23 protein-coding genes and 3 tRNA genes are annotated in these 24,901 nt (G+C 72.8%); 25 read left to right on the top strand and 1 reads right to left on the bottom strand.

Annotated elements, in window-relative coordinates; all coding sequences use genetic code 11:
* The first annotated feature begins 111 nt into the window (after nucleotides 1-111).
* The 9 genes from BM142_RS00890 (at nucleotide 112) to BM142_RS00930 (ending at nucleotide 8,504) form a co-directional block, all read left to right on the top strand.
* Nucleotides 112-396, top strand: coding sequence for a hypothetical protein (locus BM142_RS00890; RefSeq protein ID WP_092194905.1), 285 nt, complete (start codon nucleotides 112-114; stop codon nucleotides 394-396).
* Nucleotides 393-2,570, top strand: coding sequence for a hypothetical protein (locus BM142_RS00895; RefSeq protein WP_092194906.1), 2,178 nt, complete (start codon nucleotides 393-395; stop codon nucleotides 2,568-2,570). The genes BM142_RS00890 and BM142_RS00895 overlap by 4 nt, the downstream gene beginning before the upstream one ends.
* A 553-nt stretch (nucleotides 2,571-3,123) precedes the next feature.
* Nucleotides 3,124-5,592: a putative bifunctional diguanylate cyclase/phosphodiesterase gene (locus tag BM142_RS00900; protein ID WP_254790448.1), complete on the top strand. Its 2,469-nt coding sequence runs from the start codon at nucleotides 3,124-3,126 to the stop codon at nucleotides 5,590-5,592.
* Nucleotides 5,593-5,739: 147 nt separating this feature from the next.
* A tRNA-Thr gene (locus tag BM142_RS00905) sits at nucleotides 5,740-5,812 on the top strand.
* A gap of 47 nt (nucleotides 5,813-5,859) precedes the next feature.
* Nucleotides 5,860-5,933: transfer RNA gene (locus tag BM142_RS00910), tRNA-Met, on the top strand.
* Nucleotides 5,934-6,030: 97 nt separating this feature from the next.
* On the top strand, nucleotides 6,031-6,195 hold the full coding sequence (gene rpmG / locus BM142_RS00915; RefSeq protein ID WP_092194908.1) for a 50S ribosomal protein L33: 165 nt from the start codon (nucleotides 6,031-6,033) through the stop codon (nucleotides 6,193-6,195).
* 34 nt (nucleotides 6,196-6,229) lie between these two features.
* Nucleotides 6,230-6,676: an FAS1-like dehydratase domain-containing protein gene (locus tag BM142_RS00920; protein ID WP_092194909.1), complete on the top strand. Its 447-nt coding sequence runs from the start codon at nucleotides 6,230-6,232 to the stop codon at nucleotides 6,674-6,676.
* A complete protein-coding gene (locus BM142_RS00925; protein ID WP_092194910.1) occupies nucleotides 6,673-7,086 on the top strand; it encodes a MaoC family dehydratase in 414 nt (137 codons plus the stop codon). The genes BM142_RS00920 and BM142_RS00925 overlap by 4 nt, the downstream gene beginning before the upstream one ends.
* On the top strand, nucleotides 7,083-8,504 hold the full coding sequence (locus tag BM142_RS00930) for a M1 family aminopeptidase (protein WP_092194911.1): 1,422 nt from the start codon (nucleotides 7,083-7,085) through the stop codon (nucleotides 8,502-8,504). Before BM142_RS00925 ends, BM142_RS00930 begins: the two co-directional genes overlap by 4 nt.
* A 1-nt stretch (nucleotide 8,505) precedes the next feature.
* Here BM142_RS00930 and BM142_RS00935 read toward each other — a convergent pair whose 3' ends face one another.
* A complete protein-coding gene (locus BM142_RS00935) occupies nucleotides 8,506-9,753 on the bottom strand; it encodes a pyridoxal phosphate-dependent aminotransferase (protein ID WP_175527035.1) in 1,248 nt (415 codons plus the stop codon).
* A gap of 227 nt (nucleotides 9,754-9,980) precedes the next feature.
* On the opposite strand from BM142_RS00935, the gene BM142_RS00940 reads away from it, so the two are divergent.
* From BM142_RS00940 to BM142_RS01015, 16 genes are all read left to right on the top strand, one after another.
* Nucleotides 9,981-10,056 (top strand) — tRNA-Trp (locus BM142_RS00940).
* A 69-nt stretch (nucleotides 10,057-10,125) separates the two neighbouring features.
* A complete protein-coding gene (gene secE / locus BM142_RS00945) occupies nucleotides 10,126-10,641 on the top strand; it encodes a preprotein translocase subunit SecE (protein ID WP_092194912.1) in 516 nt (171 codons plus the stop codon).
* 49 nt (nucleotides 10,642-10,690) lie between these two features.
* Complete coding sequence (gene nusG, locus BM142_RS00950; protein ID WP_092194913.1) at nucleotides 10,691-11,596, top strand: transcription termination/antitermination protein NusG; 906 nt, start codon at nucleotides 10,691-10,693, stop codon at nucleotides 11,594-11,596.
* Nucleotides 11,597-11,639: 43 nt separating this feature from the next.
* On the top strand, nucleotides 11,640-12,071 hold the full coding sequence (gene rplK, locus BM142_RS00955) for a 50S ribosomal protein L11 (protein ID WP_092194914.1): 432 nt from the start codon (nucleotides 11,640-11,642) through the stop codon (nucleotides 12,069-12,071).
* A gap of 86 nt (nucleotides 12,072-12,157) precedes the next feature.
* Nucleotides 12,158-12,877: a 50S ribosomal protein L1 gene (rplA, locus tag BM142_RS00960; RefSeq protein ID WP_092194915.1), complete on the top strand. Its 720-nt coding sequence runs from the start codon at nucleotides 12,158-12,160 to the stop codon at nucleotides 12,875-12,877.
* Nucleotides 12,878-13,212: 335 nt separating this feature from the next.
* Nucleotides 13,213-13,836 carry a 50S ribosomal protein L10 gene (gene rplJ, locus BM142_RS00965; RefSeq protein WP_092194916.1) on the top strand — a complete coding sequence of 208 codons (624 nt, stop codon included), beginning with the start codon at nucleotides 13,213-13,215 and terminating at the stop codon, nucleotides 13,834-13,836.
* 18 nt (nucleotides 13,837-13,854) lie between these two features.
* Complete coding sequence (gene rplL, locus BM142_RS00970; RefSeq protein ID WP_092194917.1) at nucleotides 13,855-14,247, top strand: 50S ribosomal protein L7/L12; 393 nt, start codon at nucleotides 13,855-13,857, stop codon at nucleotides 14,245-14,247.
* A gap of 407 nt (nucleotides 14,248-14,654) precedes the next feature.
* Nucleotides 14,655-15,791 carry an ABC transporter ATP-binding protein gene (locus BM142_RS00975; protein WP_092194918.1) on the top strand — a complete coding sequence of 379 codons (1,137 nt, stop codon included), beginning with the start codon at nucleotides 14,655-14,657 and terminating at the stop codon, nucleotides 15,789-15,791.
* Nucleotides 15,788-16,603: an MlaE family ABC transporter permease gene (locus tag BM142_RS00980; protein WP_254790449.1), complete on the top strand. Its 816-nt coding sequence runs from the start codon at nucleotides 15,788-15,790 to the stop codon at nucleotides 16,601-16,603. Before BM142_RS00975 ends, BM142_RS00980 begins: the two co-directional genes overlap by 4 nt.
* Nucleotides 16,603-17,469: an MlaE family ABC transporter permease gene (locus tag BM142_RS00985; RefSeq protein WP_092195173.1), complete on the top strand. Its 867-nt coding sequence runs from the start codon at nucleotides 16,603-16,605 to the stop codon at nucleotides 17,467-17,469. Before BM142_RS00980 ends, BM142_RS00985 begins: the two co-directional genes overlap by 1 nt.
* A gap of 7 nt (nucleotides 17,470-17,476) precedes the next feature.
* The gene (locus BM142_RS00990) at nucleotides 17,477-18,844 is read left to right on the top strand and encodes an MCE family protein (protein ID WP_092194919.1); all 1,368 of its coding nucleotides are present in this window, start codon (nucleotides 17,477-17,479) and stop codon (nucleotides 18,842-18,844) included.
* Nucleotides 18,845-18,989: 145 nt separating this feature from the next.
* On the top strand, nucleotides 18,990-20,048 hold the full coding sequence (locus BM142_RS00995) for an MCE family protein (protein WP_092194920.1): 1,059 nt from the start codon (nucleotides 18,990-18,992) through the stop codon (nucleotides 20,046-20,048).
* Nucleotides 20,048-21,079: an MCE family protein gene (locus BM142_RS01000; protein WP_092195174.1), complete on the top strand. Its 1,032-nt coding sequence runs from the start codon at nucleotides 20,048-20,050 to the stop codon at nucleotides 21,077-21,079. The genes BM142_RS00995 and BM142_RS01000 overlap by 1 nt, the downstream gene beginning before the upstream one ends.
* Entirely contained in the window at nucleotides 21,076-22,329 is a 1,254-nt protein-coding gene (locus BM142_RS01005; RefSeq protein ID WP_092194921.1) for an MCE family protein, read from the top strand. Before BM142_RS01000 ends, BM142_RS01005 begins: the two co-directional genes overlap by 4 nt.
* On the top strand, nucleotides 22,329-23,594 hold the full coding sequence (locus BM142_RS01010) for an MCE family protein (protein ID WP_175527036.1): 1,266 nt from the start codon (nucleotides 22,329-22,331) through the stop codon (nucleotides 23,592-23,594). The genes BM142_RS01005 and BM142_RS01010 overlap by 1 nt, the downstream gene beginning before the upstream one ends.
* Nucleotides 23,591-24,865, top strand: coding sequence for an MCE family protein (locus tag BM142_RS01015; protein ID WP_092194922.1), 1,275 nt, complete (start codon nucleotides 23,591-23,593; stop codon nucleotides 24,863-24,865). The genes BM142_RS01010 and BM142_RS01015 overlap by 4 nt, the downstream gene beginning before the upstream one ends.
* Nucleotides 24,866-24,901 lie beyond the last annotated feature (36 nt).

Here is a 24,901-nt window from a genome sequence, read left to right on the forward strand (position 1 = left end):
GGAGAGGATCTGTGGACACTGTGGACACCCGATCGGGTGGCCGCGCGCCCCCACCGGTCCGCCTGTGGACGACGGCGGCCGCCGCGGTGGCCGGCCGCCACACTGCCGGGCATGTCCATCGACGTGCCGCCGGCCGAGGTCCACGCCCTGGCCGGCACGGTGCGCGCGGCCGCCGCCGACGCCGCGGAGATCGCCCCCCGGCTGGACCGGCCCGGCGCCGTGGGCGACGTCCTGCAGCCGGCGGTGGAGGCCTTCCTCGACGCGCACCGCGCCGCCGGGCGCGCGCTGGCGGGCGAGCTCGGCTGGCTGGGCGGCACCGTCGCGGCGGTCGCGGACTCCTGGCAGGCGCTGGACCGTGGGCTGCTCGCCTCCCGCGGGCGGCCAGGTGGCCGGTGAGCGCGGAGCTGCCCGACCCCGTGCCCCTCGAGCTGCCGGACGGCGAGCCGGAGGCCGTCGAGGAGCTGGTCCGGGACGTCGACGGTGCGGCGCGCCGGCTGGGGGAACTCGCCGACCGGCTGTCGGGCCCGGCCGGCGCGGCCCCGGGCTGGCTGGGCGCCGACGCGGTGGCGGCGGCCGGACAGCTGGCCCGCGTCGTGACGCTCGCCCGCGAGTCCGCGGCCGCGGTGCGCAGCGCTGCCGTCCGGCTGGGCGCGCACGGCGAGCTCCTCCGCGACGCCCGGCGGCAGGTGCTCGAGCTGCGGGCGGAGCAGGACGAGGACTTCCGGGCGGCCTGGCAGCGGATCGGGCAGCTGGAGGATCCCCGGCTGGCGCTGATGACCGGCTCGCCGGCCTGGGTCGGGGTGGTGGCCGAGATCGAGGCGGCGGAGGCCCGGCGTCGGCGGCGCCACGCCCTCGTGCTCGAGGAGCTCGCGCACGACGCCGGCGCCACCGGCCGGGTCCTGGCCGACGCCACCCGTCCGGTCGGCGGCACCGGGCGCCGGGGGGACGGGGCCCGCGTGCTGGCCCACCTCACGGGGGAGCTGCCGGGATGGGGGCGCCCCGAGCTCGCCGCACGCGGACGTGCGCTCGCCGACACGCTGATCGGCACCCCTCTCACCCCGGAGGAGCGCGCCGCCCTCGTGTCGGACTCGGCCGCCCTGGCCGCGGACCCGGCGTTCGCCACGGCCTTCGTGCGGGGGCTCGGTGCCGTGGGTGTGCGGCTGCTGCTGGAGCTGCTGGGGCGGGACCCCCACGGCCCGGGCAACCCGCTCGCCGGCGTCCTGGCCGCCGCGCTCGGGACGGCGACGCCGGGCACCGCGGCGGGCGACGGGGTCACCGCCGTGCTCGGCGCCACCTACGTCCCTGCCGATGCGCCACTGGGGGCGGCTCCCGCGGCGGCCGGCATGGCGGCCGTGCTGCTGGCCGGCACCGGGTCGCGGGGTCTGCGGCCGGCCACGGCGGGGGAGTGGGCCCGCCAGCTGCTGGTCCGCGAGCACGTCCAGCAGGCGCCGGCCGGACCGGTGCCCCCGGCGTGGCCCGCGGCGGCGGCCGACCCGGTGGCGGTCGCCGTGCGGTACGTGGCGCACGGCGGTGACCCGCAGGCCGCGGCGGCCCTCCTCGGGGACGGGCGGGTCTGGGAGGCCGCGCTCGCGCGTGTCTGGGGCGACGGGGGCCAGGCCCTGGCCGACCTGGTGGCCGCCGCCGGACGGGCGGGCGGTGGCGCCGGGGCCCGGGCGGTGCAGCTCGGGCTGGAGACGATCGGCGCCGGCCTCGTCGAGGGAGATCCCGCCGGGTGGACGGTGGGAAGGGGCGTCGTCGCCGCCGTGTCACCGGCGCTCGGCGATGCGGTGGCCGTGAACGTCGAGGGGGTGGCCGGCACGCTCGCCGCCCTGTCGGCCGAGGGAGCCGGGAGCCGGGCCGAGGCCGAGGGAACCGGGAGCCGGGCCGAGGCGGAGGGAACCGGGAGCCGGGCCGAGGCCGAGGCGAGGGGCCTGGGGTACCTGACCGTCGACGGGCACGCCGCCGCGGCGGTGGAGCGGGCGCTCGCGGAGTGGGCCGGCGGGCGGCCGGCCGGGAGCGGCACGGAGCCGCTCCCGGCGGTGGCCGTCGCCGCCGCGTACGTCGCCGTCCAGGAGTACGGGCAGCGGCTGACCTACGCGCTGGACGGGTTCGAGCTCCGGGCGGCGGCCGAGGACAGGGCCCGGCTGTGGAACTGGACGGCGGGACCGCTCCTCGAGGCGGTCTCCTTCGTGCGCATCGCGCCCGTGGCGGTCACCGCCGAGATCCTCGGCGCCTACGGGCCGCTCGTCCTGGACATGGACAACACCTTCTCCCAGTCGCCGGACGAGGGCCCGCGTCTCGCCGCCGAGGACGCGATCGCGCGGGCGCGGGAGACGCTGCCGCCGGATGCGCTCGCCCGCGCCGGTGCCGTCGCAGCGCAGGCCGAGGGCGCCTTCCTGCGTGTCGCGGAGCGCCTCGGCGGCCCCCGCGCGCCGGTGTCGGCCGAACGGGACTGGACCCGGGCCACGCTGGAGCTCGTCACCGGGGGCATGGCCGACCTCGCGACCGACGGGCAGCGGGATCGCGCCGCGGCGGACGGACTGCTCGGTCCGCCCCGCGGCCGGCGGTGACCACGCACCACCCGAATTGGTGACACGAGGTCCATATTCAGACACGCTCAGTGACGACGCGACTGACCGTCACCCGGTCGTGATCTTCGATGCTTGTCCAACCGGGTGACGGGAAGCAATGTTCCCAGCGCGGTCCGTACTGAACGACGCTCTGCCCCCGCGCGTAGGTGGCTGCCGCAAAGCCGCAGTCAGTCATGCCTAGGAGGCGTCATGGGTAGCAACGTGCAGTCTGGTTCGTCCTCGGTCCGTGGGGCCAAGTGGAACCGCGGAGCCAAGTGGAACCGCGGAGCGAAGTGGAACCGCAGCACCACCGCCTGACCTCGAACGCACTGTCGACCCCCGGAGGGCCGCCCGCTCGGCGGCCGCTCCGGGGGTGCACCGCCCGTTCCCCACTCCGGGTCAGTGGTCGGGTCGGTGATCCTTCTCGTGGCGCGTCCCGCTGTTAGCCTCGGCGCGCCCACGTTCCCCGGCGGAGATGCAGGTACGAGTGTCCGAGCAGGACGAACGCAGGTCGACGCGGCCGCTCCGGCTCGGCCCCTGGACCGTCGCCTGGATGGGGCTGGCCGTCGCGGTCCCCGTCTCCCTGCTCGTGCTCGTGCCACGTGCCGAGCCCGTCGACCCGTTCCTGCTGGTCGCCATCTTCATCGGACTGGTCGCGGCGGAGTCGTTCAACGTCGACTTCGAGTTCCGCAAGCAGGGCTTCTCCTGGTCGCCGAGCGAGCTGGCCTTCGTGATGGCGCTGGCCAGCGTCGGCGGCGCCTGGACGGCGGCGGCCTGGGGCCTGGCCGTGGGGATCGTCTCCCTCGTCCAGGGCTACTCGCGCGCCAAGACCGTCTTCAACGTGACGGTCGTCGTCCTGGAGGCGTGCGCGGCCACCGTCGTCCTGGGCCTGCTCCCGGTCGGGGACATCGCCGATCCCAGCGCCTGGCTCTCCTACCTCGTCGCCGTCCTGGTCGCCAGCGTCCTCGGCGTCGTCCTCATCGCGGCCGCCATCACCGCCACCCAGGGCTACCCCGGCCGCACGCTGTGGGTGTCCTTCCTGATCCCGGTCCTGATGATCGGGCCCGTCTCCGTCGTCGTCGGCCTCGCCGTCCTGCTGCTGGTCGGGGCCACGCCCTGGGCCTGGCTGCTGATCTCCCCGCTGGTCGTCGCGCTCGCCCTGCTCTACCGGCGTTTCGCCGCGGTGACCCGTGAAGGGCACAGCGTCGAGCGCGTCTACGACTTCGCCAGGCGCGTGGAGCAGGTCTCACCCGACGAGGACGGCGCGCAGCAGATCGTGCACGCCGTCCGGGAGCTCCTCAACGCCGACCGCGTGGCACTGTGGCTGCCGCCGTACCTCGACGAGGAGCCCCGGCTGGTCGTCGCCGCCGAGAACGGCGCGGTCTGGTACGACGGGCCCGGCGACCCCGACGACGTCATCCGGCGCCGCGCCGTCGCCTCGGTCGAGGGCCCGGTCCGCGTCTCGCTGGCCAGGGCCGATGGCGAGGAGACCGCCGCCCTGGCCCGTCGCGGGGTGGCCGACCTGCTGGGTGCGGCGATCACGACCGCCGCGGGGGAACCGGGCTACCTCGAGGTGTGCGACCGGCGCAGCGACATCCACTCCTTCGGTGAGAGCGACCGGGCGGCGCTCGACTCGATGCTCACCCACGTCAACGCGGCGATCCGGCACCAGCAGCTGCTGACCCAGATCCGCTACGACGCCGACCACGACCGGCTGACCGGGCTGCCCAACCGCCAGCGGCTGGCCGCCGACATCGACGAGCTGCTCGCCGCCGACCCGGTCACCGCACGGGCCGGGCTGATCCTCGCGGCGCTCGGCAACTACACCGAGGTCACCGACACCCTCGGCCACGCCGCCAGCGACGAGCTCCTGCTGGTCACCGCCGGCCTGCTGCGCGAGCACGCGCCGCCGTCGGCGCGGCTGGCGCGGATGGAGGGCGAGCAGTTCGCCGTCCTGCTGCCGGGGCTGTCGCTGCAGGCGACCGAGCGCGCCGCCCGGCGGCTGCGGGAGGCGGCCTCGACGCGCGCCCGGGTCGCCGGGCTGGACCTGGAGGTCACGCTGACCATCGGGGTGGCTGCCGCGCCGGTGCACGGCACCGACTCCGGGATGCTGATGCAGCGGGCCGACGTCGCCCTGCTGGCGGCGGCCGACTCCGGTGGGGTGGCCAGCTACCACCCGGTGCTCGACCAGCAGAGCCTGCGCCGGCTGCAGCTCGGCACCGAGCTCGAGCAGGCGATGGCCGACGGTCAGATCAGCGTCGTCTTCCAGCCGATCATCGACGCGCAGACCTCCGACATCGTGTCGGTGGAGACGCTCGTGCGCTGGGCGCACCCCCGCTACGGGGCGATCGCGCCGGACGACTTCATCCACCTGGCCGAGCAGATCGGGCGGATCGGGGCGGTCACCGACCACGTCCTGGACCTCGCCCTGGCCCGCTGCCGCCGCTGGCTGGACCAGGACATCGCCCTGTCGGTCGCGGTGAACCTGTCCGTGCACTGCCTGACCGAGCCGGACCTGGTCACCCGGGTGCGGCGGGCGCTGCAGCGGCACCGGGTGCCCGGTGAGCTGCTCACCCTCGAGCTGACCGAGGGCAGCGTCGTGGACGACTCGGTGCGCGACAGCACCGTGCTGGCCGACCTGCACGGGCTGGGGCTGCGGCTGTCCATGGACGACTTCGGCACCGGCTACTCGTCGCTGTCCCAGCTCCGGCAGCTGCCGATCGACGAGGTCAAGATCGACAAGTCCTTCGTGCTGGGCATGTCCACCAGCCAGGGCGAGTCCTTCATCGCCCGCTCGATCATCGAGCTGGCGCACAACCTGGGGCTGCGCGTCGTGGCCGAGGGCGTGGAGGACGAGCTGACCCGCAACCTGCTCGCCGAGATGGGCTGCGACAAGCTGCAGGGCTTCCTGGTGAGCCGGCCGCTGCCCGACGACCGGCTGGAGAGCTGGCTGCTGGCCCGCACCGGCGTCCGCAAGGCCGCTCCGGGGGCCGCGCACCGCCGGCTGTTCGTGCGCACCTGAGTGAGGACCCCGTCTCCCCCCCCACCACTCGCGAGCTCGCGGCGGGGCCCTGAGACGGGGCCGTCCCAGCACCTCGCGAGCTCGCGGTGGGGCACTGCAGGAAGGCCGGGGGACGTCGGGTACAGTTCTCGACGGCTCTTCGAGCACGCCCCTTTAGCTCAGTCGGCAGAGCGTCTCCATGGTAAGGAGAAGGTCTACGGTTCGATTCCGTAAAGGGGCTCTGTGACCAGCCGGTCCAGTCGCGAGACCGGGCCGCACGGTCATCCCGGCGGTGTAGCTCAGCCTGGTAGAGCAAGCGGCTCATAATCGCTGTGTCACCGGTTCAAGTCCGGTCACCGCTACTCCCGACGGACCCCGGATCGACGGGGTCCGTCAGCACGTGGACGACACCGGGTCGGCAGCCGCCGGCACGGCCGCACAAGGCTAGGAGCACTCCCCATGGCAGCGACCGACATCCGCCCGAAGATCACCCTGGCCTGCCAGGAGTGCAAGAACCGCAACTACATCACCCGCAAGAACCGGCGGAACGACCCCGACCGGCTCGAGCTGATGAAGTACTGCCCGCGCGAGCGCAAGCACACGCTGCACCGCGAGACCCGCTGACGCGGGTCGACAGCTGCGAGCCGAGGGCGGGAGCATGGCGCTGGACCGGGAACTGGTCGGGCGCAGCTACCCGCCCTCTGCCGTCTACGAGGTCGGGCGCGCGAAGATCGCGGAGTTCGCCTCGGCCATCGGGGCGGACGACCCGGTCCACCGCGACGGCGACGCCGCCCGCGCTGCCGGCCACCCCGACGTCATCGCGCCGCCGACCTTCGCCATCGTGGTGAGCCTCCAGGCGGCGATGGTGGTGCTCGACGATCCCGATGTCGGCATCGACTACGCCCGCGTCGTGCACGGCGAGCAGCGGTTCGCCCACCACCGCCCGATCCGGGCCGGCGACCGGCTGGTCGCGACCACGACGATCGACGCGGCCCGCACCGTCGCCGGCAACGACATGCTGACCGCGCGGGTCGACCTGGCGACCGAGGACGGCGAGCCGGTGTGCACCGCGACGTCGATGCTGGTGGCACGGGGGGAGTCATGACGTCCTCGCCCGACATCGGCACGGAGCTGCCCGAGCAGGTCTACCGGGTCACCCGCGCCGACCTGGTCCGCTACGCGGGGGCCTCCGGCGACTTCAACCCGATCCACTGGAACGACCGCACCGCCACCGCCGTCGGCCTGCCCGGCGTCATCGCGCACGGCATGTACACGATGGCGCTGGCCGCGCGGGCCGTGACGGCGTGGACCGGCGACCCGGGTGCCCTGGTCGAGCAGCACGTCCGGTTCGGCCGGCCGGTCGTCGTCCCCGACGACGAGGAGGGGGCCGAGGTCACCGTGCGCGGCAAGGTCGGGGCGCTGCTCGACGACGGACGGGTGCGGGTCGACCTCACCGTCACCAGCGGCGGCGAGAAGGTGCTCTCCCTGGCCCGCGCGACCGTCCGCCTGCAGTGACCGCCCGGCGGGCCGCCCTGGCCGCCGCGGCGGTGCTCCTGCTGACCGGCTGCACGTCGTTCGCCGACACCGTGGCGGCCCCGGGCCGGCCGCCCGGAGGGCCCGCGGTCGCGGAGGCCGCCTGCCCGGCCGAGCGGGCCGAGCCCGACCCCGACCGTCCCGACATCGCCGTCGACTTCGCGCTCGCCGCCGACGGTCGCTCGGTCACCGGGACCGAGACCGTGGTCTTCACGCCCGACCGCGACGTCCGCGAGCTGGTCTTCCGGCTCGTCCCGAACGGCCCGGACTCCGCCGCCTCGGGCAGCCGGCTGGTGGTCGACGACGTCCGGGGGGAGGACGTGGCCGGCGGGCGGTACGAGTCCGCGGAGGCGGCCGACCCCGGTGGCCTCTTCGTGGTGGAGCTGGCCGGCGCGCTGGGGGCGGGGGAGCCCACCGAGGTCGAGCTGGACTTCTCCCTGACCCTGGGCAGCGGCGCGTTCGACCGGTTCGGCGTCGTCGAGGAGCTCTCCTGGTGGGCCAGCGGCGCGCCGCTGCTCGCCTGGGAGCCCGGGGTCGGCTGGGCGCGGGACCCGTTCGTGGGGCTGCGCGGCGAGACGGCGGCCACCCCCGTCGCCGACACCGTCGTGCGCGTCTCCGCGCCGGCGGAGCTCACCGTGCTCATGACCGGCGCCGTCGCGGAACCGTCGCCCCCGGTGGACGGCGTCCGCACGTGGACGTCCCGGGAGCCGGTGGCCCGGGACGTGGCGGTGGCGGTGGGGCCGTTCAGCACCACGGAGACGACGGCGCCGGGCGGCACCCGCGTCACCACCGGGGTGCTCCCCGGCAGCGACGTCCCGGGCGAGGTGCTGAGCGACTGGACCGTGGCCGCGATCGACGAACTGGAGTCGTTGCTGGGGCCGTTCCCCTTCGACACCCTCAGCGTCGCCCTGCTGCCCGACTTCGGCGGCGGCATCGAGTACCCCAGCATGATCCTGGAGGCGACGCCGATCCGGGAGATCCTGGTGCACGAGGTGGCCCACCAGTGGTTCTACGGCATGGTCGGCAACTCCCAGTACCGCGACCCGTGGCTCGACGAGGCGTTCGCGTCCTGGGCCGAGGCCGTCGTGGACCCCGGCACCGGCCTGGTCCCCGAGGAGGCGCTGACGCAGCCCGGTCCCGTGGGGGCGGCCATGGACGAGTTCGAGGACTCGGACAGCTACTTCGGGGTGGTCTACAACAAGGGCGGCGCGGCGCTGCTCGAGGCCCAGCAGACGGCCGGCGACGACGCCTTCGTCGCCGCCGTCCGCTGCTACGTGGACGCGACGGCGTGGCAGATCGCCACGCCGGCCGACGTCCACCGCGCGCTCGCCCACCTGCCCGGCGCCGTCGACGTCCTGGAGGACGCGCAGGCGCTGGACGAGGACGACGGGCCGCGCTGAGTCAGCCGGCCGACCCCAGCAGTCGCTGCATCCGGGAGACGCCCTCGACGAGGTCGTCGTCGCCGAGCGCGTAGGACATCCGCAGGTAGCCGGGCGTCCCGAACGCCTCGCCCGGGACGACGGCCACCTCGGCCTCCTCGAGGATGATCTCGGCGAGCTGGACGCTGCTCTCCGCGGTCCGTCCGGCGATCGGCCGGCCGAGCAGGCCCTTGACCGACGGGTAGACGTAGAACGCGCCCTGCGGCTCGGGGCAGGCGACGCCGGGGATGTCCCGCAGCATCGACACGATCGTCTGCCGGCGGCGGTCGAACGCCTCGCGCATGGTCGCGACGGCCGACAGGTCCCCCGTGAGCGCGGCGATCGCGGCGGCCTGGGAGACGTTGGCGACGTTGGACGTGGCGTGCGACTGCAGGTTGGTCGCGGCCTTGACGACATCGGTCGGGCCGAGGATCCAGCCCACCCGCCAGCCGGTCATCGCGTAGGTCTTGGCGACGCCGTTGACCACGACGCAGCGCTCGGCGAGCTCGGGGACCACCACCGGCATGGACGGGGCGGTGACGCCGCCGTAGGTCAGGTGCTCGTAGATCTCGTCGGTGAGCACCCAGATCCCGGCGTCCAGCGCCCAGTGGCCGATCTCCTCGACCTGCTCGGGCGGGTAGACCGCGCCGGTCGGGTTGGACGGCGAGCAGAAGAGCAGCACCTTCGTGCGGGGCGTGCGGGCGGCCTCGAGCTGGGCGGCCGACACCAGGTACCCGCTCTGCTCGTCGGCCACGACCGGCACCGGCACACCGCCGGCCAGCCGGATCGCCTCGGGGTACGTCGTCCAGTAGGGGGCGGGCAGCAGCACCTCGTCACCCGGGTCGAGCAGCGCGGCGAAGGCCTCGTAGACCGCCTGCTTGCCGCCGTTGGTCACCAGGACGTTGGCCGGGCCGGCCTGGAGGCCGGAGTCGCGCGCCGTCTTGGCGACGATCGCCTCCTTGAGCGCGGGCAGGCCGCCGGCGGGGGTGTAGCGGTGCATGGCCGGCTGGCGGCAGGCGGCGACCGCGGCCTCGACGACGTAGTCCGGTGTCGGGAAGTCCGGTTCCCCCGCGCCGAAGCCGATGACCGGCTTGCCGGCGGCCTTCAGCGCCTTGGCCTTGGCGTCGACCGCGAGCGTGGCGGACTCGCTGATCGCGGCGATGCGGCGCGAGATGCGGCTCGGGCCGGGGGTGGCGGACGGGCTGGCGGACTCCGATGAGACGGCGGTCATGTGCCCATCGTGTCAAAGTCGTCCGGCTCGCGGCGGAGCCGTGGGGCCGGGCCGCCCCTCGGGGCGCGGCTGGTGGATCCTCGTCCGGGGCGGCCCCCGGCGGGACGTTGGCTGTGCGGCGGTGCGGTCCCGTACACTGGCCGTCCAGGGGCAGCTGACCCCGCCACCGGCGTGCCCCGGAACCTCCTCGAGGCTCCGCGCTGCCGTGGCGAGGACGGCATCCTTCAAGGGGTGTAGCTCAATTGGCAGAGCAGCGGTCTCCAAAACCGCAGGCTGCAGGTTCAAGTCCTGTCACCCCTGCCACCGCACAGCCGGTACCGACCATCCGGCCGCTCGTCAGAGCGGTTCCCACCACGAGGCGAGCGAGGCGCAGTGAGCGACGAGAAGCCGGGACGCGAGGACGACCCTCGCGACGCCGAGCTGACCGACGAGCAGCTCGATCGCGAGGCCCCGGGGGTCGACGACGCCGCCGAGCTCGAGGCAGCCGAGGACGACATCGCCACCGAGGCGGCCGACGACGAGGAGAAGGTGGTCGCGGCCCGCGACCGCGGACGTCGTGGCCGGATCACCGCCGACGACGACGAGGACGACGAGGCGCGGCCGACCCGTGCCCGCCGCCCCGCCGGGTCCCGTCCGGCCACGCGGGAGGGCGGTGGCACCCGGTCGCGCGCCGAGGCGGAACGGGCCCGTACCGAGAGCGGCCAGAAGCGCTCACCCGCCCGGTTCCTCCGCGAGGTCGTCGCCGAGCTGCGCAAGGTCATCTGGCCCGGCCGGCGCGAGCTGATCACCTACACCACCGTGGTCATCATCTTCGTGGCGTTCATCGTCGCGCTGGTGGCCGGCCTGGACCTCCTCTTCGCCCGAGGCGTGATCGCCGTCTTCGGCTGATCCGTCGTCCCGTGCCTGCACGCCACCTGACAAGGAAGAGACAACACCTGTGACCGACCCTCGCGAGCCCTTCGAGACCGCCACCCCGGTCGAAGGCGTCACCGCCACGGACCTGGACGACGCCGCCCTCGAGCAGCGCGGCTCGGTCGACGCCGAGACCGGCGCCGGTGAGACCGGCGCGGCCGAGGGGTCGACCGACACGGCTGCGCTCGACACCGACACGGAGGTGTCGGACGTCACGCCGGAGATCGAGGACGGCGACGCCGACAGCCTGGTCAGCGACCCGCTGACCGCCCCCGCCGAGTCCTCGGACCAGCCGGCCGCTCCGGCGGAGGAGGACGAGGACCCGGTCGAGGCGATGAAGAAGGCGCTGCGCATCGCCCCCGGCGACTGGTACGTCGTGCACTCCTACGCCGGCTACGAGAACAAGGTCAAGACCAACCTCGAGGCGCGCATCCAGTCCCTGGACGTCGAGGACTACATCTACCAGATCGAGGTGCCCACCGAGGAGGTCACCGAGATCAAGAACGGCAAGCGCGCGCAGGTCAACCGCAAGGTCCTGCCCGGCTACCTCCTGGTGCGCATGGAGCTCAACGACGAGTCGTGGGGCGCGGTCCGCAACACCCCCGGCGTGACCGGCTTCGTCGGCGCCACCTCCAAGCCGTCGCCGCTGACCATCGACGAGGTCGTCAAGATCCTGGTGCCGGCGACCGCACCGCAGGCCGCCCGCACGACCGGCGCCGAGGCCGCCACGGGCGGGGCCGCCGCCGCGCCGGCCGCCGTCGTCGACTTCGAGGTCGGCGAGTCGGTGACCGTCATGGACGGGCCGTTCGCGACGCTCCCCGCCACGATCAACGAGATCAACGCCGAGCAGCAGAAGCTGCAGGTGCTGGTCTCCATCTTCGGCCGCGAGACGCCCGTCGAGCTGTCGTTCAGCCAGGTCCAGAAAATCTGAGCCGGCTCGACCCGAGCCCGTTCAGCAGAGACAGAAGGAAGTCATGCCCCCCAGGAAGCGGTTGACCGCGGTCATCAAGCTCCAGATCAACGCCGGTGCGGCGACCCCCGCGCCGCCCGTGGGTCCGGCGCTCGGCCAGCACGGCGTCAACATCATGGAGTTCTGCAAGGCCTACAACGCGGCGACCGAGTCGCAGCGCGGCAACGTGATCCCCGTCGAGATCTCGGTCTTCGAGGACCGCTCGTTCACGTTCGTCACCAAGACCCCGCCGGCCGCGCGCATGCTGCTCAAGGCCGCCGGTGTCGAGAAGGGCTCCGGCGAGCCGCACAAGACCAAGGTCGCCACGGTCACCCGTGACCAGGTCCGCGAGATCGCCACCACCAAGATGGCCGACCTCAACGCCAACGACCTCGACCAGGCCGAGAAGATCATCGCCGGCACCGCCAGGTCGATGGGGATCACCGTCACCGGCTGATCCAGCACCACCGGAAATCGTGGGAGGGCCCCGCCAGGCCCGCGAACCACATGATCCCCGGCAGCGTCCGGGGGAGAGGAACCACCATGGCGAAGCACGGCAAGAAGTTCCGCGCAGTGGCCGAGAAGGTCGACCGCGACAACCTGTACTCCCCGCTCCAGGCCGCCAAGCTGGCCAAGGAGACGTCGACGACGTCCTACGACGCCACCGTCGAGGTCGCCATGCGCCTGGGCGTCGACCCGCGCAAGGCCGACCAGATGGTCCGCGGCACCGTCAACCTGCCGCACGGCACCGGCAAGACCGCCCGCGTCATCGTCTTCGCGACCGGTGACAAGGCCGCCGAGGCCGAGGCCGCCGGCGCCGACGTCGTGGGCTCCGACGACCTGATCGAGCAGATCCAGGGCGGCTTCCTGGACTTCGACGCCGCGATCGCGACGCCGGACCAGATGGCCAAGGTCGGCCGGATCGCGCGCATCCTCGGCCCGCGCGGCCTGATGCCGAACCCGAAGACCGGGACCGTGACGCCCGACGTCACCAAGGCGGTCAACGACATCAAGGGCGGGAAGATCAACTTCCGCGTCGACAAGCAGGCCAACCTGCACCTGGTGATCGGCAAGACGTCCTTCGACGAGGCCAAGCTGGTGGAGAACTACGCGGCGGCGCTCGACGAGGTCCTCCGGGCCAAGCCCTCCTCGGCCAAGGGCCGGTACCTCAAGAAGGTCACCGTCTCCACGACGATGGGCCCCGGCATCCCGGTCGACCCCAACCGCACCCGCAACCTGACGGTGGACGAGCCCACCGCGTAAGCAGCCCGGCACGCCGACCATGGCGCCGGAACCACGTCTCCCGCCCGGGAGGTGGTTCCGGCGCCATGATCGTCTCCGGGGGTGCGCGCCGGCCCCGTGTCGACATGGCGTACTCTTGCTCCCGTTCCCCCCAAGACCGTTGGTCGTCGCACGTCCGCGTGCGATCGAAGGTCCCGGAGTTCCGGGCGACCCGCGCAGGAGGACGGATCGATCGACGCGCGCGAGCGCGTCCTCGCCCCGTGCGCCCTGCGCCGGGGCGTTCCTCGTCTCCGGGCCCCTCGATCGCCCGAGGCCGCGCCACGGCCGGTGGTCGCCCGACAGACGAGAGGAGGCCCATGCCCACGCAGGCGAAGGCCGCGGTGATCGACGAGATCACCGAGCGGTTCCAGAACTCGAGTGCGGCGGTGCTCACCGAGTACCGCGGGCTGACCGTGGCGCAGCTGACCCAGCTGCGTCGTTCCCTCGGTGAGGGCAGCAGCTACGCCATCGTCAAGAACACCCTGACGAAGCGGGCGGCGGACTCGGTCGGATTCTCCGACCTCGCCCCGCTGCTCACCGGACCGACCGCGATCGCCTTCATCGAGGGCGACCCGGTCGAGGCCGCCAAGGCCATCCGTGACTTCGCCAAAGCCAACCCCGCCCTGATCGTCAAGGGCGGCGTGGTCGACGGTCGCCCGGTCGACGCCTCCGAGGTCACCCGCCTCGCCGACGTCGAGCCGCGCGAGGTCCTGCTGGCCAAGCTGGCCGGTGCGATGAAGGGCAACCTGACCAAGGCTGCCGGGCTCTTCCAGGCCCCGCTGTCCCAGGTCGCCCGCCTCGCTGCCGCGCTGCAGGAGAAGAAGGCCGCCGACGCCCCGGCCGAGGCCGCCGCTCCCGCAGCCGACGACAGTGCTGCTGCTGCTGACACCACCCCCGAGACCGAGACCGACACCGCTGCCGCTGACGCGGCCGGCGAGTGACCTGAGAAGGAGACAGACATGGCCAAGATTTCCAGCTCCGACCTGCTCGACGCGTTCAAGGAGATGACCCTCCTCGAGCTGTCGGACTTCGTGAAGCAGTTCGAGGAGACCTTCGACGTCACCGCGGCCGCCCCCGTGGCCGTCGCGGCCGCCCCGGCCGCCGGTGGCGGCGGCGGTGGCGAGGAGGCCGCTGCCGAGCAGGACGAGTTCGACGTCATCCTCGAGAGCGCCGGCGACAAGAAGATCCAGGTCATCAAGGAGGTGCGCGGCCTGACCTCGCTCGGCCTCAAGGAGGCCAAGGACCTGGTCGACAACGCGCCGAAGCCGGTCCTGGAGAAGGTCGCCAAGGACGCCGCGGACAAGGCCAAGGCCGCCCTCGAGGGCGCCGGCGCCACCGTCACCGTCAAGTGAAGGACCCCGTCCTCCCCACCCTTCGCTAGCTCAGGGCTGGACCCGGGACGGGGCCGTTCCATCGCGTCACCTCGCGGCTTCGCCGCGTCGCGTCACCTCGCGGCTTCGCCGCCGCACCTCGCGGCTTCGCCGCAGCAGGGGCCGTCCTCCTTCGGGAGGGCGGCCCCTGTGGCGTTCCACCGCACAGGTGAATGCCGCGACCCGTCCCGGTGGGTGTGTGGAGGCCGGGGTCACAGAAACCCCGTGACGCACGTAACCTCTCCCCGGCGCCGTCGTTACTGACCAGTAGGAACCAGTTGCTCCGGCGCCGGGATGCGCGCGACGCCGGGACACAGGAAACTGCCGGAGCCCGTCGACGCGACGGGGCGGTGAACCGGCAACGCAGCCGGGACGGAGGGTGGGCAGTCGTGGGCGTCGCAGTCGAGGTCGAGGGGCTGACCAAGTCCTTCGGGAGCCAGAACATCTGGAGCGACGTCACCCTGACCCTGCCGCCCGGCGAGATCTCGGTGCTGCTCGGCCCCTCGGGCACCGGCAAGTCGGTGTTCCTCAAGTCGCTGGTCGGCCTGCTGAAGCCCGAGAAGGGCTCCATCGTCATCAAGGACACCGACATCGTCCGGACGAGCGAGCACCAGCTCTACGAGATCCGCAAGCTGTTCGGCGTCCTCTTCCAGGACGGTGCCCTGTTCGGGTCCATGAACCTGTTCGACAACATCGCCTTCCCGCTGCGCGAGCACACGAAGAAGAGCGAGTCGGAGGTCCGGTCGATCGTCCTCGAGAAGATGGACATGGTCGGCCTGCAGGGCGCCGAGGGCAAATTGCCCGGCGAGATCTCCGGCGGCATGCGCAAGCGCGCCGGCCTGGCGCGGGCGCTGGTGCTCGACCCGGAGATCATCCTCTTCGACGAGCCGGACTCCGGCCTCGACCCGGTCCGCGTGGCCTACCTCAACCAGCTCATCGTCGACCTCAACGCCCAGATCGACGCGACCTTCCTGATCGTCACCCACGACATCGGGACCGCCCGCACCGTGCCCGACAACCTGGGCCTGCTCTTCCGCCGCAACCTGGTCATGTTCGGCCCCCGCGAGCAGCTGCTGACGTCGCAGGAGCCGGTCGTCCGCCAGTTCCTCAACGGCCGCCGCGAGGGGCCGATCGGCATGAGCGAGGAGAAGGACGTCGCCCAGGTCGAGGCCGAGATGGCGGCGCTGGAGGCCCGCGGCGGCGACACGCACAACGGGGTGGGCCCGAAGGGCGCGTCCGGCGGGGACGCCGTGCCGCCGCAGCTGACGCCGACCGAGGGGCTGCCCGAGCGCAAGGCCGAGCGGCGCCGGCAGGAGCGGGTGGCGCGGATGCTGCACGACTTCGACGAGGAGACGCAGCGGGCGATCCGCGCGTCGCTGCCGGAGGACCTGCTGGCCCAGGCCGACGCCGGCGCCTTCACCCCCACCCGGGGCAGTGGTGGCCGGCACTGGGCCGCCGAGCCCGACGCCGGCCCGTCGGCGTCCACCGCGACCGTCGTGCTGCCCCGGCCGGGCGGTGAGGGATGACGGCGACGGACGAGCCCAAGGCGCCGGGGCTGCTCGACGGGAAGTTCTCGCCGACCCGCCCCCTGGCGGCCAGCGGCAACCTGTTCGCGTTCGCCCTCGACGTCATCCGGAGCCTGCCGAAGCGGCCGTTCCAGGTCCGCGAGTTCCTCCAGCAGGCGTGGTTCGTGGCGAGCGTGACGATCATCCCCACCGCGCTGGTGGCGATCCCGTTCGGCGCGGTCATCGCCCTGCAGCTGGGATCGCTCACCCGTCAGCTCGGCGCGCAGTCCTTCACCGGCTCGGCGTCGGTGCTCGCCGTCCTCCGCGAGGCCAGCCCGATCGTGACGGCGCTGCTCATCGCCGGTGCCGGCGGGTCGGCCATCTGCGCCGACCTCGGCGCCCGGAAGATCCGCGACGAGATCGACGCCATGGAGGTGCTCGGCATCGATCCGATCCAGCGCCTCGTCGTCCCGCGCGTGCTCGCCTCCATGCTGGTCGCCGTCCTGCTCAACGGGCTGGTCAGCGTGGTGGGTGTGGCCGGCGGCTACTTCTTCAACGTCGTCCTGCAGGGCGGTACCCCGGGGGCCTACCTGGCATCGTTCAGCGCGCTCGCCCAGGTGGAGGACTTCTGGTCGGGGGAGATCAAGGCGCTGATCTTCGGGCTGATCGCCGGCATCGTCGCGTCCTACAAGGGGTTGCGCGCCGGAGGTGGGCCCAAGGGTGTCGGTGACGCGGTGAACCAGTCCGTCGTCATCACGTTCCTGCTGCTGTTCGCGGTGAACTTCGTGATCACCGCGATCTACTTCCAGCTCGTCCCGCCGAAGGGGCAGTGATGGCGCTGCTCTCGCCCGGGGACCGGGTCAAGCTCGGCCTGCGCCGGCTCAGGCGCGTGGGGCGCCGTCCGCTGGACACCATCGACGACCTCGGCGAGCAGCTCGGCTTCTACGGCCGGGCTCTGGCCTGGACCCCGCGGACGCTGAAGCGCTACAAGCGCGAGACCTTCCGGCTGCTGGCCGAGGTGACCTTCGGGACGGGTGCGCTCGCCGTCATCGGCGGCACGGTCGGGGTCATCGCGTTCCTCTCCTTCTTCACCGGCACCGAGGTGGGGCTGCAGGGCTACGCGGCGCTGGACCAGCTGGGGACGTCGGCCTTCACCGGCTTCCTCTCGGCGTACTTCAACACCCGGGAGATCGCGCCGCTGGTGGCCGGCCTGGCGCTGTCGGCCACGGTCGGCTGCGGGTTCACCGCCCAGATCGGCGCCATGCGGATCAACGAGGAGATCGACGCCCTCGAGGTCATGGGCGTGCCCTCGCTGCCGTTCCTCGTGACCACCCGCATCGTCGCCGGGTTCATCGCGGTGATCCCGCTCTACGTGCTGGGCCTGCTCACCAGCTACTTCGCGACCCGGTTGATCGCCACCCAGGCCTACGGGCAGTCGACCGGCACCTACGACCACTACTTCAACCTGTTCCTGCCGCCGCAGGACGTGCTGTGGTCCTTCCTCAAGGTGCTGGTCTTCGCCGTGGTGATCATCCTGACCCACTGCTACTACGGCTACCGGGCCAGCGGCGGCCCGGCGGGCGTGGGCCTGGCCGTGGGCCGCGCCGTCCGGTTCTCCATCGTGGCGATCAACATCATCGACCTGTTCCTGTCCCTGGCCATCTGGGGCTCGACGACCACAGTGCGGATCGCGGGGTGAGCCGACGATGAGCACGAAGATCCGGACCCGGCTCCAGGGGGTGGCGTTCCTCGTCGTCCTCGTGCTCCTCCTCGGCCTGGCCGTGGCGCAGTACAACAAGTTCTTCACCGAGGTCGCGCGCGTGACCCTGCAGACCGACACGGCGGGCAACCAGCTGCAGGAGGCGTCGGACGTCAAAGTGCGCGGGGTGATCGTCGGCGAGGTGCGCGAGGTGCAGGGCAGCGCCGAGGGAGCGACGATCGAGCTGGCGATCAAGCCGGAGTACCTCGAGCAGATCCCGGCCGACGTGTCCGCCCGGCTGCTGCCGAAGACGCTGTTCGGCGAGCGGTTCGTCTCCCTCGAGATCGACGAGGCTCCGGCCCGGGAGCGGCTGGCCGACGGCGACGTCATCGGTCAGGACCGCAGCTCGAACGCGATCGAGCTCCAGCGGGTGATCGACGACATGCTCCCGCTGCTGCAGGCGGTGGCGCCGCAGGACCTCAGTTTCACCCTGGGCGCGGTGGCCGACGCGCTGCGGGGGAGCGGGGACGATCTCGGTGCCAACCTGGCGACGACGGGCCGCTACATCGGCGAGCTCAACACCGTGCTGCCCGAGCTGCAGGAGGACATCTCGCTGCTGGCCGACGTCGCCGACACCTACGACGCGGCCGCCGACGACCTGCTCGCCGTCCTCGACAACCTGGCGGTCACCAACGCCACGCTCGTCGACCAGCAGGAGCAGCTGCGCCGCACGTTCACCGTCGGGGACAGCTCGGCCGCCACCACGGCCGGGTTCCTCGAGACGAACGAGCAGAACATCATCTCCGTCGCGGCCTCGTCCCGGCCGGTGCTGGGTGTCTTCGCGAAGTACTCGCCGAGCTATCCCTGCATGCTCGAGGGGCTCACCCGCGCGGCACCGCTGACCACCGAGTCGTTCGGGGGCGACGGCGACCCGGCGCTGAACCTGAACATCACCGTGGTGTTCCCGCCGCGCAACCCCTACGTGCCCGGCGACCAGCCGGAGTACCTGGACCGGTCCGGGCCCGACTGCCAGGGCCTGGCCGACATCGACGGGCTCATGGCGGGGGCCCAGGCGGGCGAGTACTACTGCCCCACGCCGCCGGCCGACGGCGTCGACTCCGCCGACAACCCGGTCAGCGGCAACCCGGTCTGCCTCGGCGGCAGCGGGCCCGACGACGTGCCCCCGGGGGCGGGCGACCCCAACCCGACCGCCGGGCAGTCGCTGCCCTACGACCTCGCCGGATCGACGGCGGAACTGGACTTCGTGCGCAGCATCCTCGGCTACCAGACCGGTCGTGCCCCCGGCGACGTCCCGGACCTGTCGGCGTCGTCGTTGGCGCCGCTGCTGCGGGGGGCGGAGGTGGTGCTCCGATGAGTGAGCATCGCAGCGAGGGACCGAGCCGACAGCACGTGAGCATCGCAGCGAGCGCCAGCGAGCGAGGAGCGGAGCGAGCGCGGAGGCGAGTGGCGGCGGAGCGAACGAGGAGCGGAGCTCTCGGCCGCGGAGCGGAGTCGGCATCGTGAGGGAGAAGATGCGCGGGATCACCGGCCCGCTGGCCAAGCTGATCGCCTTCGGCCTGGTCACCGTGCTGGCCAGCTACGTGCTGCTCAGCACGATCACCAACGCCGGCTACGGGGAGCAGATCGCCTACCGGGCGGAGTTCAGCGACGTGGCCGGCCTGGTCGAGGGCGACGAGGTGCGCATCGCCGGCGTCCGTGTCGGCCAGGTCACCGGGATCGGGCTGGGGGAAGGGACCGACCGGCCGGTGGCGATGGTCGACCTCGAGGTGTCCGGTGAGGTCCCGCTGCCCGCGCGGGTCGAGGCGACCATCCGCTACCGCAACCTGGTCGGGCAGCGGTACATCGCGCTGACCGACAGCGACGGCTCGGCGGGGGAGACCCTCGACGAGGGGGACACCATCCCGCTGGCGCAGACGGCGCCCGCGCTGGACCTCACCATCCTGTTCGGCGGCTTCCGCCCGCTGCTGCAGGCGCTGTCGCCGGCCGACATGAACCGGCTCTCCTACGAGATCATCCAGGTGTTCCAGGGCGAGGGCGGAACGGTGCAGAGCCTCCTGTCGCACGTCGCGTCGCTGAGCGACTCCCTCGCCGACAAGGACGCGGTCATCGGCAGCATGATCGACAACCTGACCACGGTGATGAGCACCGTGGCCGACCGCGACCAGCAGCTGTCCGACCTCGTCGTCAGCCTGCAGCAGTTCGTCACCGGGCTGGCGGGCGACCGCGAGGCGATCTTCGACTCGCTGCAGACCATCGACACCCTCGCGGTGGCCACGAGCGACTTCCTGGCCGACGCGCGGGCGCCCCTGGCGGCCGACATCCAGGCGCTGGGCGACCTCTCGACCAACCTGGCGGCCGACCGGGAGCTGGTCGAGGAGTTCCTGCAGCTGGCGCCGGTCAAGATCGACCTGATCACCCGCACCGCGATCAACGGCAGCTGGTTCAACTTCTACATGTGCTCGGCGAACGGGACCCTGGTGCTCCCGGGCACCGGTGGCGAGGACGGGTTCGCCGTGACCGTGCCGCCGCTCGAGAGCGGCGCGGAGGGGTGCAGCTGATGGCCCGCGGATCCAGGCCCTTCCGGGACCGGAACCCGGTGACGATCGGGGCGATCAGCCTCACCGTGATCGCCACGCTGGTCCTCCTCGCCTTCAACGCCCAGTCGCTGCCGCTGATCGGCGGCGGCACCGTCTACCAGGCGCGGTTCTCCGAGGCGGCCGGTCTGAAGCCCGACGACGTCGTGCGCGTCGCCGGCGTGAAGGTCGGCAAGGTGGAGAGCCTGGCGCTGGAGGACGGCGCGGTCACGGTCGAGTTCCGGGTGAAGGACGCCTTCGTCGGCGACCGGTCGGAGGCGGCGATCAAGATCGAGACCGTGCTCGGCGCGAAGTACCTGGCGCTCGTCCCGCGCGGGTCCGGCGAACTCGACCCCGACCAGCCGATCCCGCTGGAGCGGACCGCCTCGCCCTACGACGTCGTCGAGGCCTTCGCGGACCTGTCGACGACGGTCGAGGAGCTGGACACGGCCCAGCTGGCCGGCTCGTTCGAGGTGCTGGCGGAGACGTTCGCCGACACCCCCGACGAGGTGCGCACGTCCCTGCAGGGCCTGGCCCGGCTGTCGGACACCATCGCCTCGCGGGACGCGCAGCTGCAGGAGCTGCTGTCGGCGACCCGGCAGGTGACCCAGGTCCTCGCCGACCGCAACGGCGAGTTCACCCAGCTGATCCTGGACTCCAACACGCTGCTCACCGAGGTGCAGGAGCGCCGGGCGCTGATCGACTCGATCCTCACGGACGTGCAGGAGCTGGCCACCCAGCTGTCGGGCCTGGTCGCGGACAACCGCGAGGCGCTCACCCCCACGCTGCAGCAGCTGTCGACGGTGACCGACATCCTCAGCCGCAACCGGGCGGCGCTGGCCGAGACGGTGGACAACTTCGCGCCGTTCGTGCGGGTGTTCGCCAACACCCTCGGCAACGGCCGCTGGTTCGACAGCTTCGTGAACGACCTGCTGCCCACGGTCCTCGGCTCGGTGGTCTGCGGCGGCGTGCAGCAGACGCCGCTGCCGGTCGGCTGCTCGGAGGAGACGGGATGAGCGGCTCCCTGCAGCGCGGCGTCGCCCTGGCGGCGACCCTCGTCCTCCTCGCGGCCCTGGGCTGGACGGTGCTCCGCCCGGCCGGCCAGTACCGGGTGACCGCGTACTTCACCCAGACCGTCGGGCTCTACCCGGGCTCCGGGGTGAGCATCCTGGGCATCGACGTCGGCGACGTCACCGGGATCACCGCCCTGGGCGACCGGGTGCGCGTGGACATGGTCATCGACGACGACTACGACATCCCCGCGGACGCGCAGGCCGTCGTCCTCGCGCCGTCCCTGGTCTCCGACCGGTACGTGCAGTTCTCGCCGGTCTACGACGGCGGACCGACCATGGCCGACGGCGCCGAGGTGCCGGTGGAGCGCACGGCCACCCCGGTGGAGCTGGACCAGGTGTACGGCGCGCTCGACGAGCTGTCCGCCGCGCTCGGCCCCGACGGGGCCAACGCGAACGGTGCCCTGTCGGACCTCGTCGACGTCGGCGCGGCGAACCTCGACGGCAACGGCGAGGCGCTGAACCGCACCCTCACCGGTTTCTCGCAGGCGGTGGAGACCCTGGCGACCAACCGCGACGACCTGTTCGCGTCCCTGGACAACCTGCAGACCTTCACCAGCGCACTGGCCACCGTCGACGCGCAGGTCGGCCGGTTCAACGACAACATGGCCGCGGTCTCGGAGCTGCTGGCCGACGAGCGGGAGGACCTCGCCGCGGCGGTCCGGCTGCTCTCCCGGGCGCTGGCCGACGTCGCCGGGTTCATCCGGGACAACACGACCCTGCTGTCGACGAACGTCAACCGGCTCGCCGACGTCACGCTCTCCCTGGTCCAGCAGCGCGCGGCGCTGGGCGAGGTCCTCGACGTGGCGCCGGCCGCGCTGGGCAACCTGGCGCACGCCTACAACCCCGACTACGGCACGCTCGACACCCGCGACAACGGGCTCGGCGCGGTCAACGCCGAGGTCGTGGTGTGCGGCGCGCTGTTCCAGCTGGGCCGGGTGCGCGTCGACGACCTGCCGGTGCCGATCGTCGACGAGGTGACCGGGCTCCTGGAGCCCCTCCAGACGACCACCGAGGCGGTCTGCGCCCGGCTGCTGTCCGGGGACGCCGACGCCGACGGCACGCTCGACGACCTGAACCAGAACGGCCGGCCGGACTACGAGGAGCTGCGCGAGGCGCTGCTCGGCGGCCTGGGGGGCGGTGGCCCGGTGCCCAACCCGATCGGCCTGCCGGTGATCGCGGGGGTGGCGGAGTGATGCTCAGGAACTGGCGGGGGGCACGACGGCTGACCGGGCTGGTGGCCGGCATGCTGCTGCTGAGCGGGTGCGGCTTCCGGGGCGCGTACTCCTTCGACCTGCCCGGTGGCGCGGACGTGGGGGACGACCCGTACCGCGTCGAGGTGCACTTCCTCGACGTCCTGGACCTGGTGCCGCAGTCGGCGGTGCGCGTCGCCGACGTCCCGGTGGGCAGGGTCGAGGAGATCGAGCTCGAGGAGGACTGGACGGCCCGGGTCACCGTCGTGGTCCACGGCGACGTGGAGCTGCCGGCCAACTCCGTCGCGGCGATCCAGCAGTCCTCGCTGCTGGGCGAGAAGTACGTGGAGCTGGCGCCGCCGGGGAACGCCGAGTCCGCGGGTGACCTGCGGGAGCAGCCGCTGATCCCGCTGGCGCGCACCAACCGGAACGTGGAGGTGGAGGAGCTCCTCGGCGCGGTGTCGCTGGTGCTCAACGGTGGCGGCCTGGCCCAGCTCCAGACGATCAACCGGGAGCTCGGCGAGGCCATGGAGGGCCGGGAGAGCGAGCTGAAGGACACCCTCGCCCAGCTCGACACGTTCATCGGCGGCCTGGACGAGCAGAAGGCCGAGATCAGCCGGGCGCTGGACAGCGCCGACCGGCTGGCCGCGACCCTCGCCGCCCGCACCGCCACGATCCGCACGGCGCTGGACACGATCGGCCCGGGCCTCGACGTCATCAACCAGCAGCGCGACCTCCTCGTCTCGATGCTGGAGAGCCTGGCCCGGCTGGGCGACGTCGGCACGCGGGTGATCAACCAGTCGGCGGAGAACACCATCGCCGACCTGCAGCTCCTCCAGCCGATCCTCAGCCAGCTGGCGGCCGCCGGGCCGGACCTGGCCGGGGCGCTGGAGCTGCTGCTCACCTACCCGTTCCCCGACAGCTCGCTGTCCGCCCTCAACTACCGGCAGGCCCAGACGGGTGGCTACGCCCTGTTCACCAACATGACGGCGACGCTGAACTTCGACCTCTCCGAGCTGCTCTGCCGCTACGTGATCGACCAGGCGACGGGTGCGCTCAAGATCGCCCCGCAGGTCCTCGCGGGCGACCAGTGCGGCGTCCCCGGGTCGGCGCCGGGCAGCACGGCGACCGGCGCCGACGGTGGCGCGGCGGGGCAGCCCCCGCCGCCGACCCTGCCGACCCTCCCGGACATCGTGGGTCAGATCCCGGGCACCGACGAGCTGACCGGCCGGCTCGGTCTGCCGGCCATCCCGGGGGCGACGCAGTGATCACGCGGAAGACCAGGATCAAGCTCGCCCTCTTCGCCGTGCTGGCGCTGGTCGGCATGTCCTACCTCGGCTTCACCTACGTCGGGCTGGACCGCCTGGTGCTCGGCAGCGGCTACCAGGTGGCCGCCGACTTCCGGGACTCCGGCGGCATCTTCGTCAACGCCGAGGTCACCTACCGCGGGGTCGCCGTGGGCCGGGTCAGCGACATGGAACTGATCGACGACGGCGTCCGCGTCCACCTGACCATCGAGCCCGACACCGATCCCATCCCCGCCCGGACGGCCGCGTTCGTCGCGACCCGCAGCGCCGTGGGGGAGCAGTACGTCGACCTGCGGCCCGACACCGACGAGGGCCCCTACCTCGAGGACGGCGCGGTCATCCCGCAGGACCGCACCGGGATCCCGGTGCCGGTGGAGCAGCTGCTGCTCAACCTCGACGAGCTGGTCGGCTCCATCGACGAGGACAACCTGCGCATCCTCGTGGACGAGCTCGGCCAGGCCTTCGCCGGCGCCGGCGACGACCTCGGCCGGCTGATCGACAACGGCGACCTGCTGCTGGCCCGGGCGCAGGAGTCGCTGCCGGAGACCCTGCGGCTGATCACCGACGGGCGCACCGTCCTCGACACCCAGGTGGCCAGCCGCTCGGCGATCGAGCAGTGGGCCGCGGAGCTGCGCACGTTCACCGACACCCTGGTCGAGATCGACCCCGACCTGCGCGGCCTCGTGGTCAACGCCCCCGACGCCGGCGCCCAGCTGGAGCAGGTGGTGCGCGACGCGGGACCGGGCCTGGGCTCCCTGCTGCGCAATGTGGACATCCTCAACGACGTCACCATCCCCCGGCTGGACGGCGTCGAGCAGCTGCTCGTCACCTATCCCGACGTCGTCTCCGGGAACTTCACCGTCGTCCGCCGCGACGCCGACGGCGTGATGCGCTCGCACTTCGGGTTCGTGCTGAACGCCGGTGACCCGCACTCCTGCACGACCGGGTACATCCCGACGTCGCAGCTGCCCAGCGGGAGCGCCGTCGCGAACGCCGACGTCGACTCCGTCCGCTGCGACGTCGTCAACGGCGTGGACCCGGACCCCGGCGACGGCTACGACGAGAACGGGTCCAGCATCCGCGGCGAGCAGAACATCGGCCGGTCCGGCGGCACCCGGTCGAGCGGCCCGCAGGGCTCCACCACCGGCCCGGTCCCGCCGCTGAGCGGGATCCCCGGCCAGGTGCTCGGCCAGCTGCTGTCGGCCAACCCGTTCGCCTTCACCGTCGGGTGAACAGCGGCATGCCGCCCACCCACACGATCATCGGAC

Origin of the sequence: Blastococcus tunisiensis, from assembly GCF_900112815.1 — a bacterium.
Classification (GTDB): domain Bacteria; phylum Actinomycetota; class Actinomycetes; order Mycobacteriales; family Geodermatophilaceae; genus Blastococcus_B; species Blastococcus_B tunisiensis.